This is a genomic window from Streptomyces gelaticus, from assembly GCF_014649535.1.
Lineage (GTDB): Bacteria > Actinomycetota > Actinomycetes > Streptomycetales > Streptomycetaceae > Streptomyces > Streptomyces gelaticus.
Genome location: NZ_BMTF01000008.1, coordinates 182,285 through 195,655, shown reverse-complemented (window position 1 = coordinate 195,655; position 13,371 = coordinate 182,285). Strand labels below are relative to the sequence as shown.

At 72.1% G+C, this 13,371-nt stretch carries 12 protein-coding genes; 4 read left to right on the top strand and 8 right to left on the bottom strand.

What is annotated here, in order from left to right:
- Window positions 1–10: 10 nt before the first annotated feature.
- Window positions 11–1,426, bottom strand: a complete 1,416-nt coding sequence (pdxR, locus tag IE107_RS14895) for a MocR-like pyridoxine biosynthesis transcription factor PdxR (RefSeq protein WP_189544223.1) — start codon at window positions 1,424–1,426, stop codon at window positions 11–13.
- A 47-nt stretch (window positions 1,427–1,473) separates the two neighbouring features.
- Between pdxR and IE107_RS14890 the strand changes: the two genes are divergently transcribed.
- Together IE107_RS14890 and IE107_RS14885 are read left to right on the top strand one after the other, a co-directional pair.
- On the top strand, window positions 1,474–1,989 hold the full coding sequence (locus IE107_RS14890; RefSeq protein ID WP_189544222.1) for a carboxymuconolactone decarboxylase family protein: 516 nt from the start codon (window positions 1,474–1,476) through the stop codon (window positions 1,987–1,989).
- Between the two features lie 60 nt (window positions 1,990–2,049).
- The gene (locus tag IE107_RS14885) at window positions 2,050–2,784 is read left to right on the top strand and encodes an isocitrate lyase/PEP mutase family protein (RefSeq protein WP_189544221.1); all 735 of its coding nucleotides are present in this window, start codon (window positions 2,050–2,052) and stop codon (window positions 2,782–2,784) included.
- A 20-nt stretch (window positions 2,785–2,804) separates the two neighbouring features.
- On the opposite strand, the gene IE107_RS14880 is transcribed toward IE107_RS14885, so the two are convergent.
- From IE107_RS14880 to IE107_RS14865, 4 genes are all read right to left on the bottom strand, one after another.
- A complete protein-coding gene (locus IE107_RS14880; RefSeq protein WP_189544220.1) occupies window positions 2,805–4,181 on the bottom strand; it encodes a B12-binding domain-containing radical SAM protein in 1,377 nt (458 codons plus the stop codon).
- A gap of 120 nt (window positions 4,182–4,301) precedes the next feature.
- Window positions 4,302–5,291, bottom strand: a complete 990-nt coding sequence (locus tag IE107_RS14875) for a malate dehydrogenase (RefSeq protein WP_189544219.1) — start codon at window positions 5,289–5,291, stop codon at window positions 4,302–4,304.
- 525 nt (window positions 5,292–5,816) lie between these two features.
- Window positions 5,817–6,407 (bottom strand): DUF3017 domain-containing protein, encoded by a 591-nt coding sequence (locus IE107_RS14870; protein ID WP_189544218.1) that lies wholly within the window; start codon window positions 6,405–6,407, stop codon window positions 5,817–5,819.
- 29 nt (window positions 6,408–6,436) lie between these two features.
- A complete protein-coding gene (locus tag IE107_RS14865) occupies window positions 6,437–7,297 on the bottom strand; it encodes a bifunctional methylenetetrahydrofolate dehydrogenase/methenyltetrahydrofolate cyclohydrolase (protein WP_189544217.1) in 861 nt (286 codons plus the stop codon).
- 226 nt (window positions 7,298–7,523) lie between these two features.
- On the opposite strand from IE107_RS14865, the gene IE107_RS14860 reads away from it, so the two are divergent.
- Entirely contained in the window at window positions 7,524–8,246 is a 723-nt protein-coding gene (locus tag IE107_RS14860) for an RDD family protein (RefSeq protein WP_189544216.1), read from the top strand.
- 69 nt (window positions 8,247–8,315) lie between these two features.
- Here IE107_RS14860 and purH read toward each other — a convergent pair whose 3' ends face one another.
- Window positions 8,316–9,869 (bottom strand): bifunctional phosphoribosylaminoimidazolecarboxamide formyltransferase/IMP cyclohydrolase, encoded by a 1,554-nt coding sequence (gene purH / locus IE107_RS14855; protein ID WP_189544215.1) that lies wholly within the window; start codon window positions 9,867–9,869, stop codon window positions 8,316–8,318.
- Window positions 9,856–10,512 carry a phosphoribosylglycinamide formyltransferase gene (purN, locus tag IE107_RS14850; RefSeq protein WP_189544214.1) on the bottom strand — a complete coding sequence of 219 codons (657 nt, stop codon included), beginning with the start codon at window positions 10,510–10,512 and terminating at the stop codon, window positions 9,856–9,858. The genes purH and purN overlap by 14 nt, the downstream gene beginning before the upstream one ends.
- A gap of 317 nt (window positions 10,513–10,829) precedes the next feature.
- On the opposite strand from purN, the gene IE107_RS14845 reads away from it, so the two are divergent.
- Window positions 10,830–11,723 carry a hypothetical protein gene (locus IE107_RS14845; RefSeq protein WP_189544213.1) on the top strand — a complete coding sequence of 298 codons (894 nt, stop codon included), beginning with the start codon at window positions 10,830–10,832 and terminating at the stop codon, window positions 11,721–11,723.
- On the opposite strand, the gene IE107_RS14840 is transcribed toward IE107_RS14845, so the two are convergent.
- Window positions 11,720–13,339: a cell division protein PerM gene (locus tag IE107_RS14840; protein WP_229866925.1), complete on the bottom strand. Its 1,620-nt coding sequence runs from the start codon at window positions 13,337–13,339 to the stop codon at window positions 11,720–11,722. The two genes, IE107_RS14845 and IE107_RS14840, sit on opposite strands and share 4 nt — an antisense overlap.
- Between the last annotated feature and the right edge of the window lie 32 nt (window positions 13,340–13,371).

The following is a 13,371-nucleotide window of genomic DNA, read 5'->3' as shown; positions in this document are numbered from 1 at the left end:
GCGGGGGCACCTAGGGAAGACCTCGGGGCAGCACCCGGCAGAGTGCGTCCAGCGCACCCGCCCAGGCGCTGTCGGTAGGTGTTCCGTAGCCGATCACCAGCGCATCGCGGCCCGGCGCCGCGTCCGGGTGCCGGAAGCGCGAGATCCCCTCCAGCGCCAGCCCCTGCCACGCCGCCGCCCGGAGCACCGACGCCTCGCTGCCCTCCGGCAGTTCGAGCACGGCGTGCAGCCCGGCCGCAATGCCGCTGATCCGGACCCCGGGGGCCCGCTCCGCCAGTGCCGCGACGAGCTGGTCGCGGCGGTGCCGGTAGCGCAGCCGCATCGAGCGCACATGACGGTCGTACGCACCCGACGCGATGAACTCCGCGAGCGTCAGCTGGTCCAGCGCGCTCGACGACCAGTCGCTCAGCCCCTTGGCCTCGGACACCTCCCCCACCAGCGACTCCGGCAGCACCATCCATCCCAGCCGCAGCCCGGGGGCCAGCGACTTGCTCGTCGTCCCCAGGTGCACCACGCGTTCGGGGTCCAGACCCTGGAGCGCGCCGACCGGCTGCCGGTCGTAGCGGAACTCGCCGTCGTAGTCGTCCTCCAGGATCAGCCCGCCCGTGCCGCGCGCCCAGTCCACGGCCGCGGCCCGCCGGTCGGGATGGAGCGGCACCCCCGTCGGGAACTGGTGCGCGGGTGTCATCAGGACCGCGCCCGCGCCGCGCAGACCCGCCAGTTCACCCGTCCTGGCCCCGAGGTCGTCGACCGGCAGGCAGGGCAGCCGCAGCCCGGCCTCCGAGAGCAGGTTCCAGTGCACGTCCAGTCCGTACGACTCGACGGCCACTTCCCGCACCCGCCGCTTGCGCAGCACCTGCCCCATCAGTTTCAGCGCCTGTACGAAACCCGCGCAGACCATGATCCGCTCCGGGTCCGCGTACACCCCGCGGGCCCGCGCCAGATAGTCGGCGAGCACGGTGCGCAGTTCGATGCGCCCGCGCGGATCTCCGTACCCGAAGGCGTCGTTGGGCGCGGCCGCCAGGGCGCGCCGGGAGGCCTTGAGCCAGTCGGCGCGCGGGAAGGTCGAGAGGTCGGGCGAGCCGCCCAGCAGGTTGTGGACGGGCCGGGACCGCACCGCCCGGGGCCGCGTGGTCCTGGTGGCCGGCCGGCGCGGCTCGGCCCGCTGCGCCACCCGGGTGCCCGAGCCCTGCCGGGCGGTGAGCCAGCCCTCGGCGACCAGTTCCGCATAGGCCTCGGCGACGGTGTTCCGGGCGATGCCGAGGTCGGCGGCGAGGCCGCGGGACGACGGCAGCCGGGTGCCGGGCACCAGGCGCCCCGTCCGTACGGCCTCGCGAAGGGCGTCCATGAGCCCGGCCCGGAGCCCCTTCGCACCGGTCGTTTCGAGATGCAGGTCGGCCCCGAAAGTGGCCCACGAATCCGTCATGGAAATGGACCATACCGGGGTGCCATCCGCGCCGTAACGTCGTACCCATGACAACGAACGGACACAACCACCCGACCGCCGGCCTCAACCCCGAGCACGCCCCGCGCATGCAGCCCTGGGCCGAGCTCGCCCCCGACGTCTACAAGGCCATGGTCCGGCTGGACGCAGCCTCCCGTAAGGGCCTCGACCCGGTCGTGGCGGAGCTGGTGAAGATCCGCGCCTCGCAGCTCAACCACTGCGCGTTCTGCCTCGACATGCACACCAAGGACGCGCTCGCGGCAGGCGAGACCATCGAGCGGATCGTCCAGCTCAACGCGTGGGAGGAGTCGCAGCACTTCTACACGCCCAAGGAGATCGCGGCCATCGAGCTGACCGAAGCGGTGACGGTGCTGACCGACGGTTTCGTGCCGGACGAGGTGTGGGAGAAGGCAGCGAAGCACTTCGACGAGACGGAGCTCGCCCATCTCGTCGCCGCGATCACGACGATCAACGCCTGGAACCGCTTCGCCGTGACCACCCGCATGGTCCCCGGCCACTACAAGCCGGGCGACCTCAAGCACTGACCCGAAAGGACCGGCCCGGCAGGCCGGCCCCGCCACCGCTCGACACCACAGGAGCCCCGTGTGACCGCTTCCGTCCTGCGCGCCCTGCACCACGACCGAACCCCCGGGGACCCGCTGGTGGTCCCCGGCCCGTGGGACGCGGCGAGTGCGCGCGTCTTCGTCGACGCGGGATTCCCGACCCTCGCCACGCCCAGCGCGGGGATCGCGGCCTCGCTCGGCCACGAGGACGGGGCGACGCCCGCCGCCGAAATGTTCGCGGCCGTGGCCAGGATCGTGCGCGCCGTCCCGGCCTCCGTGCCCGTCTCGGCGGACATCGAGGCGGGTTACGGACTGGCACCGGAGGAACTCGTCGAGCGGCTCCTCGACACCGGAGCCGTCGGCTGCAATCTGGAGGACTCCGCCGACGGCACCCTCGTCGACGCCCAGCGGCAGGCGGACCGGCTCGCGGAGGTGCGGGCGGTCGCGGGCGACGCGCTCTTCGTCAACGCCCGTGTCGACACCTATGTCCACGGGGTCCCCCACGGCACGGACCTGGAGACGGAGACGGTCCGCCGCGCACTGCTGTACGTGGCGGCGGGCGCGGACTGCGTCTATCCGATCATGGCCCCGCCCGAGGCGCTGCCCGCTCTGGCCGCCGCCGTCCCCGCCCCGCTCAACGCCCTCGCCCGGCCGGACGGACCGCCCCCGCGACGCCTGGGCGAGCTGGGCGCCACCCGGATCACCTTCGGCCCCGGGCTGCAGCGCCGGGCCATGACGGCCCTACGCGAGATCGCGAACGAGCTGCTGAAGGGGTAGGCGCCCCGGTCGGCACGCGGTCAGGCCCGTCTGCCGCCGAAGGCCGCCAGGGTCCGCTCCAGCATCGGCATGGCCCGCACCACGTTGCGGGAGCGGATCAGGGCGTCCCAGGCGGGCTCGAACTTCTTCCAGCCGCCCGCGTACGCCAGGTGCCTGAGCCGTTCGTGCGTGCCCGGCTGGGCGGCCGCGCCGCGCCAGATGCTGGACCACCGGTAGAAGTCGCGGTACGCACGCCAGTACCCGTCCTCCAGCTGGCGCGCGGTCATCCCCTTCGGGCGGTGGACGACATGGCGGGTGTCGTAGAGGTCCCAGTCCCGGTGGACGATCCTGTCCTCCGCCTCCAGCTGTTTCCACAGTCCGGTGGACGGATACGGCGTCATGATGTGGAAGGTGGACGTCTCGATGCCCTGCTCCACGGCCCACTCCACCGTGCGGTCGAAGACGTCCGGGCCGTCGTGGTCGAGCCCGAAGACGAAGCTGGCGTTGACCATGACCCCGGCGTCATGGAGCCGGCGGACGGCGGCCGCGTAGTCCTTGCCGATGTTCTGGTCCTTGCGCCGCTCGGCGAGGTTCGCGCTGTTGACGGTCTCGAAGCCGACGAACAGGCTGCGCAGCCCCGCGTCCACGGCGCGCTCCAGCAGATCCGGCTGGAGCACGGACTTCACGGTGCCGGCGGCCTGCCAGAGCCGCCCCATCCCGGCCATCCCGTCGAAGAGCGCCTCGGCGAAGCGCCGGTTGCCGAACAGATGGTCGTCGAGGAAGTACAGATGCCTGCCCGGCAGCCGCTCGATCTCGGTGAGCGCGTCGTCCACGGCCTGGGTGTAGAAGGACTTCCCGCCCTCGAAGAAGGCGTCCTTGTAACAGAAGTCGCAGTGGTGCGGGCAGCCGCGCGAGACGACGATCGAGTTCGGTACGAGATACAGCTGCCGCTTGATCAGGTCGCGCCGCACCGGCGGCAGCCCGGCCAGGGTGCGCAGCTTCGAGTCGTACCGACGGGCCGGCACCCCGTCGCGGAACTCCTTGAGGAACAGCGGCCAGATGTCCTCGCCCGGCCCGGTGAAGATCGTGTCGGCGTGCGCCGCGGCCTCGTCCGGGAGCGAGGTCACGTGGAGGCCGCCCATGGCGACGTGGACGCCCCGGGCACGGAAGTGGTCGGCGATCTCGTAGCCGCGCCGGGCCGAGGTGATGTACGGCTGGACGACCAGGAGATCGGGGCTGTCCAGCGCCTCGATGTCGACCCGCTCGACGTGTTCGTCGAGGAGCGTCACCTCGTCGTCCGGATCGAGGTACCCGGCGAGGGTCGCCAGGCCGAGCGGCGGGAAGAGCGAGTACTTGATGGGCCTGAACAGCGGGCTGGTCGCCTCGGTCAGAGCCGGAAGGATCATCGTCACACGCATGACAGCCCAGACTCCGCAAGGGCTGCGGTCAGTTCCCGGCCACGGCCGCCCGAATACGCCGTCGCCCCCGGCAGCGGGTGCTGCCGGGGGCGACGGGGCACGTGCGGAGAGACGTACGGATCAGATCAGGCCGAGCTCGCGGACCGCGTCGCGCTCCTCGGTGAGCTCCTTCACCGAGGCGTCGATGCGCGCACGGGAGAAGTCGTTGATCTCCAGGCCCTGGACGATCTCGTACTTGCCGTCCTTCGTGGTGACCGGGAAGGACGAGATGATGCCCTCGGGCACGCCGTAGGAGCCGTCCGAGGGGATACCCATGGAGGTCCAGTCACCCGCGGCGGTGCCGTTGACCCAGGTGTGGACGTGGTCGATGGCGGCGTTGGCGGCGGAGGCGGCCGAGGACGCGCCCCGGGCCTCGATGATCGCGGCGCCGCGCTTGGCGACGGTCGGGATGAAAGTGTCGGCCAGCCAGGCCTCGTCGTTGACGAGTTCGGCGGCGTTCTTGCCGGCGATCTCCGCGTGGAAGATGTCGGGGTACTGGGTCGCCGAGTGGTTGCCCCAGATCGTCAGCTTCTTGATGTCGGAGACGGCGGCACCGGTCTTGGCGGCCAGCTGCGAGATCGCGCGGTTGTGGTCGAGGCGGGTCATCGCGGTGAAACGCTCGGCCGGTACGTCCGGGGCCGCGGCCTGCGCGATGAGCGCGTTGGTGTTGGCCGGATTACCAACGACGAGGACCTTGATGTCATCCGCGGCGTTGTCGTTGATGGCCTTGCCCTGCGGCTTGAAGATGCCGCCGTTGGCGGAGAGCAGGTCGCCGCGCTCCATGCCCTTCGTACGCGGGCGGGCACCGACCAGCAGGGCGACGTTGGCACCGTCGAACGCCTTGTTGGCGTCGTCGGTGATCTCGATGCCGCGCAGCAGCGGGAAGGCGCAGTCGTCGAGCTCCATCGCGGTGCCCTCGGCGGCCTTCAGGCCCTGCGGGATCTCCAGGAGACGCAGGTTGACCGGCACGTCCGGGCCGAGCAGGTGGCCGGAGGCGATGCGGAAGAGCAGCGCGTAGCCGATCTGGCCGGCTGCGCCGGTCACGGTGACATTCACGGGAGTGCGGGTCATGGCGATCTCCGTTAGACAGCTGGCGGTGGGGGGTCCTGGCCCCTGGTGCTGGACATCCCTGAATCTTGATGTGAAGAGATATCCATCGGTCAGGCTATCCGACCCGGGGCATCCCGGCCGCCCTGCCCCCTGTGGCACCGCACACAACCCGTCACACAGCGCTCACCCGGACGAATCCCGGTCCCCGGGAGGCGGCAGTCCCGGCGGCGGTGTCCGCAGGTTCCGCCGTCGGCGCCCCGGACCGGTCAGCAGTGCCGGCGCGCCCCCGCTCCGCGCCCCGGGCAAGGGGCTTCGTTGCCGGACGATCACACGGTGGCGGAATGGTCACTTCCGTGCCACAGGCCACAGGTATCCCTTGAACCGGCATCGCCCCGTCGACCAGGCTGAAGTCCGGACGGGGCAAGGCCGCTCAAGTCACCGCATTCCGGGGCGTCTACGTTCCGAGGGGCCCCGATACCGGTGTCCGTCCCTTCTCGGGGGAGGGGACGGGCACCGCTTCCGAGCGGCCCGGCCGTCCGGGCGGGCTCAGCGGATGGTGAAGTGGACCGCCTGTTCCAGGAACGGAAGGTCCAGCCATGGCTTGGGCTGCGCCACCAGCGCGAGCATCACGATGAGAAAGCCGAGCAGCCCGTACGTCACCAGGTCGGTGAAGCGGGAACGTACCGCCAGCATGCCCACCGACGGCACCACGAGCCGCAGCACGGCGCCGCCGAGGAGGGCGACGCCGATCAGTATCGTGCCGATCCGGAAGGCCTCGGCGAACGGGTCGACCGCCACGATCAGCAGCCCGATCCCGGCCGTGCAGAGCACGGCGAGCAGCGGCCACTGACGGGCCGGGGCGGGTGCGTCCCCGGACGCGGCCCTGCCCCCGCCCTCGGGACGCGCGGTGTCCCGGGTGAGCGACGGGAACCGCCGCGAGGGGCGCTTACCGCCGGCCGCCGGTCCGCTCGCGGGGGCGTCACCGGACGCGGCGGCGTCCCGGCCCGGTGCGGCCTCGTCCGCCGGCCCCTTGCCGGCCGCCGCCTCGTCCGACGGCTCCTCGTCCGCGCGTGACGGCACCGCGGACGTGCCGTCCGCCTCGGCGGCCGGGTCGGCCGGACTCGTACCAGCACCCATGGGGTTCCCTCCGGATCGGGTCGGCCGGCTCAGACGGCGGCCGCGTTGCGCTCGGCCGCCTCGACCACGTTGACGAGCAGCTGGGCGCGGGTCATCGGGCCGACACCGCCCGGGTTCGGAGAGATCCAGGCGGCGACCTCGGCCACGCCCGGGTGGACGTCCCCGACGATCTTGCCGTGCTCGTCCCGGCTGACGCCGACGTCGAGCACGGCGGCGCCCGGCTTCACGTCCTCGGGCTTGATGATGTGCGGCACCCCGGCGGCGGCGACGATGATGTCGGCCTGCTTGAGCTGGGCGGAGAGGTCACGCGTACCCGTGTGGCACTGGGTGACGGTGGCGTTCTCGGACTTACGGGTCAGCAGCAGCGGGATGGAGCGGCCGATGGTGACACCGCGGCCGACGACCACGACATGTGCCCCGTTGATCTCCACGTCGTGGTGGCGGAGCAGCTGGACGACGCCCTGCGGGGTGCAGGGCAGCGGGCCCGTCTCGTTCAGCACGAGCCGGCCGAGGTTCATCGGGTGGAGGCCGTCGGCGTCCTTGGCCGGGTCCATCAGCTCCAGGACGCGGTTGGTGTCGATCCCCTTGGGGAGGGGAAGCTGCACGATGTACCCCGTGCAGTCGGGGTTGGCGTTGAGCTCCCGTACGACGTCCTCGATCTCCTCCTGGGTGGCGGTGTCGGGGAGTTCGCGCTGGATGGAGCCGATGCCGACCTGCGCGCAGTCACGGTGCTTGCCGTTCACGTACCACCGGCTGCCCGGGTCGTCCCCGACGAGCAGGGTTCCCAGGCCAGGGGTGATGCCCCGCGCCTTGAGGGCCGCCACGCGGACGGTGAGATCGGACTTGATCGCGGCTGCGGTGGCCTTGCCATCGAGAATCTGGGCAGTCATGTCCCCATACTCGCGGATGACCCCGCCCGCATACCAATTCAGGCCGCAGGCGGTGGCGCGATGTTGCGCTTGCGCAACAAGCAAGGGCTGCGACTGGACAAACTTACATTTCGTTTATAACGATTATTGCCGCAGTGCCGCAGTAGTACCCGGGGGGCGGACCGCTGACCTTTCTTTCCTCCGTGCGGCCGCATCGTCCCCGCACGCACGTTGGAGGAACGCCCAGATGAGTTTCGGCGACCCGAACCCGAATCCGAACAACCCGTACGGCCAGCAGCCGGGCCAGCCGCCGCAGGGGCAGCCCGGTTACGGCTACCCGCAGCAGGGCCAGCCGCAGGGACAGCCGGGCTACGGCTACCCGCAGGGACAGCCGGGTTCCGGCTACCCGCAGCAGGCACCGGGCACCCTCCAGGCCAACAACGGCTACATCAACGTCCCGGTCCTGGGCACCGTCCAGGTCGCCTCGATGGGCCGCCGCCTCGGCGCGCGCTGCATCGACGCGGTGGTCATCGGCGTCGTCTACGCCATCTTCAGCGCGATCGGCATCGCCGGCGCGATGGGCGTCGCGGACAGCGTCGACGAGTGCGGCTCCTCCCTGGACCCGGGCTACCAGTCCTGTGTGAACGAGGCCAGCAGCGGCTTCATCGCCACCATGCTCGGCATGATCCTGGTCTTCGGTCTGATCACGCTGCTCTACGAGTGGCTGATGATCTCGCTGCTCGGCGCGACCGTCGGCAAGATGGCCCTCGGCCTGAAGGTCGTCAAGGAGAACACCGGCCTGAACCCGGGCCTCGGCGGCGGGTTCATCCGCTGGATCATCCCGATCGTCGGCGTGTTCCTCTGCTACATCGGCGCGCTCCTGGTCTACCTCTCGCCGTTCTTCGACAACTCCGGGAAGCTCCAGGGCTGGCACGACCGCGCCGCCGGCACCCTGGTGATCAAGAAGTAACACGCACCGCGCACGACACGAAGGGCCGGAACTCCGCGAGGAGTTCCGGCCCTTCGCGCTGGGGAACGGTCAGTGGAAGAAGTGCCGCGTACCCGTGAAGTACATCGTCACGCCCGCCTTCTCCGCGGCCTCGACGACCAGCTCGTCACGGACCGAACCGCCCGGCTGGACCACGGCCTTGACGCCCGCGGCGGTCAGGATCTCCAGGCCGTCCGGGAACGGGAAGAACGCGTCGGAGGCGGCGTACGCGCCGCGGGCACGCTCCTCGCCCGCCCGCTCGACGGCCAGCTTCGCGGAGTCGACGCGGTTGACCTGACCCATGCCGACGCCGACCGAGGCGCCGCCCTTGGCGAGCAGGATCGCGTTGGACTTGACCGCGCGGCATGCCTTCCACGCGAAGGCGAGTTCCTTCAGCTCGTCCGCGGACAAGGCCTCACCGGTGGCGAGGGTCCAGTTGGCCGGGTCGTCGCCCTCGGCCTGGAGGCGGTCGGTGACCTGGAGCAGCGCACCGCCGTCGATCGGCTTGACCTCGACCGGGGCGGTCGGGGCGTCGGGGCAGCGCAGCACGCGGATGTTCTTCTTGCGGGCCAGGATCTCGACCGCGCCGTCCTCGTACGCCGGGGCGACGACGACCTCGGTGAAGATCTCCGCAACCTGCTCGGCCATGGCGACGGTCACCGGACGGTTGACGGCGATGACACCGCCGAAGGCCGACAGCGGGTCGCAGGCGTGCGCGTTGCGGTGCGCCTCGGCGACGTCGTCGGCGATCGCGATGCCGCACGGGTTGGCGTGTTTGATGATCGCGACGCACGGCTCGGCGTGGTCGTACGCGGCCCGGCGCGCGGCGTCGGTGTCCGTGTAGTTGTTGTACGACATCTCCTTGCCGTGCAGCTGCTCCGCCTCGGCCAGGCCGCCGGTGCCGGAGGTGTAGAGCGCGGCGGGCTGGTGCGGGTTCTCGCCGTAGCGCAGGACGTTCTTGCGCTCGTAAGTCGTACCGAAGAAGTCGGGGAAGCCCGAGTCGTCGGCGGCGGCGTAGTCGTCGGCGAACCAGGAGGCCACGGCCACGTCGTACGCGGCGGTGTGCTGGAACGCCTCGGCGGCCAGGCGCTTGCGGGCGGTCAGGTCGAAGCCGCCCGCCTTGACCGCGGCGAGGACGTCGGCGTACCGCTCGGGGCTGGTGACGACCGCCACGGAGGGGTGGTTCTTGGCGGCGGCGCGGACCATGGACGGGCCGCCGATGTCGATCTGCTCCACGCACTCGTCGGCCAAGGCGCCGGAGGCGACGGTCTCCTTGAACGGGTAGAGGTTGACGACCACCAGGTCGAACGGCTCCACGCCCAGCTCGGCGAGCTGCTCGCGGTGCGCGTCGAGGCGGAGGTCGGCGAGGATGCCGGCGTGCACGCGCGGGTGCAGCGTCTTGACGCGGCCGTCGAGGCACTCGGGGAAGCCGGTGAGCTCCTCGACCTTGGTGACCGGGACTCCGGCGGCGGCGATCCTCCCGGCGGTGGAGCCGGTGGAGACCAGCTCGACACCCGCCTCGTGCAGACCGCGGGCGAGGTCCTCCAGCCCCGTCTTGTCGTAGACACTGACCAGGGCGCGACGGATGGGCTTATTCACCGACATGACCGAGATGAACCTTTCGTCCCTCAATGCGATAGCCGTCGCGGGCGAGCCGCCGCACGGCCTCGACGAGCAGCTTGCGCTCGATTTCCTTGATGCGTTCGTGGAGAGCGGCTTCGCCCTCCGCCGTGTCCTCCTCGGTCACCTCGACCACGCCCTGCGCGATGATCGGACCGGTGTCGACGCCGTCGTCGACGAAGTGGACGGTGCACCCGGTGACCTTCACGCCGTACGCGAGTGCGTCGCGCACCCCGTGGGCACCGGGAAAGCTGGGGAGCAGGGCGGGGTGGGTGTTGATGAACCGGCCGCCGAACCGGGCGAGGAACTCCTTGCCCACGATCTTCATGAACCCCGCGGACACCACGAGGTCCGGGTGGTACCCGGCCGTCTCGGCGGCGAGTGCCGCGTCCCATTCCTCGCGGGTGGCGTGGTCCTTGACCCTGCACACGAAGGTCGGCAGTCCGGCGCGCTCCGCCCGTTCCAGGCCGGCGATGCCGGAGCGGTCGGCGCCGACCGCGACGATCTGTGCGCCGAAGCCCTCGGGGTCGTCACCGATGGCGTCGAGCAGGGCTTGGAGGTTCGTACCCGAACCGGAGACCAGCACGACCAGGCGTGCCGGGGCGGTGGAGGGGGGCGGGGAGGCCACGGCTGGGCCCTTTCTCGCGTGGTGAAGCAGAGCGGCGCTGATTTGTACGGTCGTACGAAAGAACTGAGCCCCTCGATACGGGGAACTCTACGAACCAGCCGACCGTCAGCAACGATACCGGCACCTCGGGGGACTCCCACGGGACGGGGGTGGGCGGCCGGCGGCCCGCTCCGGGCAGAAGGAGCGGGCCGGGTGACGGACATCGGCCGTTCGAGCCCCGCTCCCCGCTTTCGGCCCCTCCTGACCGGGAGGTAGCGTCAGGGGACAGCGAACCGTCCGCAGGGCGGAAATGACGAGATGGGGAAGACGTTCACCACATGCCGGACCGACGCCGCCGCACCGCCTTCCGCCAGCCGCTGCCCGAGCGGACCTCACTGCTGATGCGGGAACGCCAGTCCCCCACGGGCTCCCCCTCTTCTTCCTCCTCTCCCGCCGCCGGCTCCTCCGGCGCGCCGGGCTCCTCCGGCCGGGCGGACGACAACCCGTTCGCCGCGCCGCCCGAGAACCGGCCCGACCAGCCCTGGCAGCCCCGCCACCCCGCGAACACCGGGAACGACGACGGCCAGGGCAACGGAAACGGCGGTGACTCCCCCGAGGGCGGCTCCTCCGGCGACCGGCCGGTGTGGGGCGGCCAGTGGAGCAGCCGGCAGCCCGGCCGCCAGAGCGGCGGCTTCGGCGGCCGACCCGGAGGCCAGGGCGGGTCGAACGGCCAGGGCGGACCCGAGGGCGGCCCCGGCGGGCTGCGCTGGGACCCGACCGACCCCGCCCAGCGCCGCGCGCGCTACGCACTGCTCGCCGGCATGTGGGCCTTCTTCTTCGCGCTCTTCGACTTCCCGGAGATCGCGCTGCTGCTCGGCGCACTCGCCGTGTACTGGGCGATCAGCTCGCTCCGGGCGAAGCCGAAGGGTGCGTCCGCAGCGGCGACCGACGGCTCCGGCCAGGTGCCGGGCCCGGCCCGGACGTCCGGTTCCATCCCTGCGCCCAACACCCCCGCGGCCCCGAGCGGCGGCAGGCAGCAGACCACGGCCGCGGTCAGCGGTCTGGTGACGGCGCTGATCGCGCTCTCGATCGTCGCGACGACGTTCACGGTGCAGCTGGTCTACCGCGACTACTACACCTGCGTGAACGACGCCCTGACCAAGGCCGGCCAGGTGGCCTGCAACGACCAGCTGCCGAAGCCGCTGGAGCCCTTCTTCGGCGTCAAGAACTAGCTAGTGCCGCGACCGGAGTCCTGTGTCCCGGACGGCCCGGCCTCGTTCGGCCGGGCCGTCCGCTCGTGCCAGGGGTCGGTCGGCAGGAAGTCGTACGGCGCGAAGTCCTCGTCCTCCTCCGGGACGGAGACACGGGCGGCGGGCGGCACGGGCGCCGGGGCGGGTACAGAGGCGGCGCCGCCCGCCGGGGAGACCACGGGCCGGCGCGCTGGCTCGTCCCCCGGCGCCCGCTCCGGCTCCAAGGCCTTCCCCGATGCCGCCACGACGCCCGGGGCCCCGGCGACGTACGCCGCTTCCGGCTCCTGTGCCCCTACCGCGTCCGCTCGCCGCCACCATGCGCCCTCGCCGGGCTCCCGCAGCCGCCAGGCCCTCAGCAGCAGCGCCCCGGGGACGCCGATCAGCGCCGTCCACAGCAGCGCCGCCGCACCCGTGAGCCACCACACCGGCCCGAACTCCGCCAGCGCCCGGGTGCCGAGCGGACCCCCGGCCGCCGCCGCCAGCACCGCCGTACCGGCCCCGCACCCCACCGCACCCAGCGCGGCCGCCAGCGCGGTCTCCCGCAGGCTCCACGCCTCCTCGCGTACGGCATTCGGGGGCGCGGCCCGCCGTACCGTGAACCAGGCGACCGTCACCCCGGCCGCGACCGGCACCGCGACGGCCGACCAGTTCAGGACCGTTCCCGGGCCCTCGGCGGGCACCGCGGCCAGCAACGGGAAGCGGGGCAGCGCCGGACGCCCCGTGAAGGCGATCGGGGTGACCGTGGACGCCGTACCGAGGGCGAAACCCGGCCCCAGCCCGTACGCCGCTCCCCATACCGCCGCGTTCGGCACCAGCACCAGCGCGAGCAGGAGCACCGCGGCCCGGCCCGCCCAGTCGCCGGAGAGCTGGACGAACGACTGCTGGGCGGAGTGCGCATGCCACACCAGCCCCACCGCGACGAGCAGTGCCCCGCCGCCGAGCAGCACCGTCACCCCGGCCGCCGCCGACCGCCACACCGTCCCCGCGCGCTCCCTGAACCGGCCGCGCGCCAGCGCCTCGTGCAGGCTCACCGGCGCCCAGGACGGCGGCGGCCCGACCGGCCGCCCGGCCGCCGTCCAGACCCCGGCCGCCGCCGCACCCGCCACCACGACGGCCGGCGGGAAGAGCAGCGGCGGCGGGTGCACGGCCGGTGAGCCGCCCCTCCCGTAGTACGCGACAACGGCTCCGACCAGCAGATATCCGCCGACGACCATGGCGAACGCGCCCATCGCGGAAGGCACCGGGCGCCCCTCCTCCGGCACCAGGACGTCCCGTGCCGCCCGGTGCACCAGCCACACCGGGACCACGGTGAGCAGCAGCGGCACGAGGCCCACCGGGGCGGGGACCCCGCTGAGCGTGTCGGGCCTGATCAGTTCGGCGCCGTGGGCGAGCAGCCAGAGCCCGGCCGCCGCGTGGAGCGCGCCGCCGGGGTTGCTGCCGGAGGCCGGGGAGCTGATCCACAGCGCCAGGACGAGGACGGCCATGGAGCCCAGTCCGAGCCCGGCCGCAACTGCTCCACGCAGGAGGGCGAGGGCCAGTACAGCGGAGCGGCTCTGCTCTGCCGACAACGACGGGCTGCCTTCGGTCGCTTGGGTCATCGGGCCATGCTCCCAACGACACACACTTATTC

Coding starts and splice junctions, on each gene's coding strand:
- pdxR (WP_189544223.1), bottom strand. CDS start 1,426: ATGACGGATTCGTGGGCCACTTTCGGGGCCGACCTGCATCTCGAAACG.
- IE107_RS14890 (WP_189544222.1), top strand. CDS start 1,474: ATGACAACGAACGGACACAACCACCCGACCGCCGGCCTCAACCCCGAG.
- IE107_RS14880 (WP_189544220.1), bottom strand. CDS start 4,181: ATGCGTGTGACGATGATCCTTCCGGCTCTGACCGAGGCGACCAGCCCG.
- IE107_RS14875 (WP_189544219.1), bottom strand. CDS start 5,291: ATGACCCGCACTCCCGTGAATGTCACCGTGACCGGCGCAGCCGGCCAG.
- IE107_RS14870 (WP_189544218.1), bottom strand. CDS start 6,407: ATGGGTGCTGGTACGAGTCCGGCCGACCCGGCCGCCGAGGCGGACGGC.
- IE107_RS14865 (WP_189544217.1), bottom strand. CDS start 7,297: ATGACTGCCCAGATTCTCGATGGCAAGGCCACCGCAGCCGCGATCAAG.
- IE107_RS14860 (WP_189544216.1), top strand. CDS start 7,524: ATGAGTTTCGGCGACCCGAACCCGAATCCGAACAACCCGTACGGCCAG.
- purH (WP_189544215.1), bottom strand. CDS start 9,869: ATGTCGGTGAATAAGCCCATCCGTCGCGCCCTGGTCAGTGTCTACGAC.
- IE107_RS14845 (WP_189544213.1), top strand. CDS start 10,830: ATGCCGGACCGACGCCGCCGCACCGCCTTCCGCCAGCCGCTGCCCGAG.
- IE107_RS14840 (WP_229866925.1), bottom strand. CDS start 13,339: ATGACCCAAGCGACCGAAGGCAGCCCGTCGTTGTCGGCAGAGCAGAGC.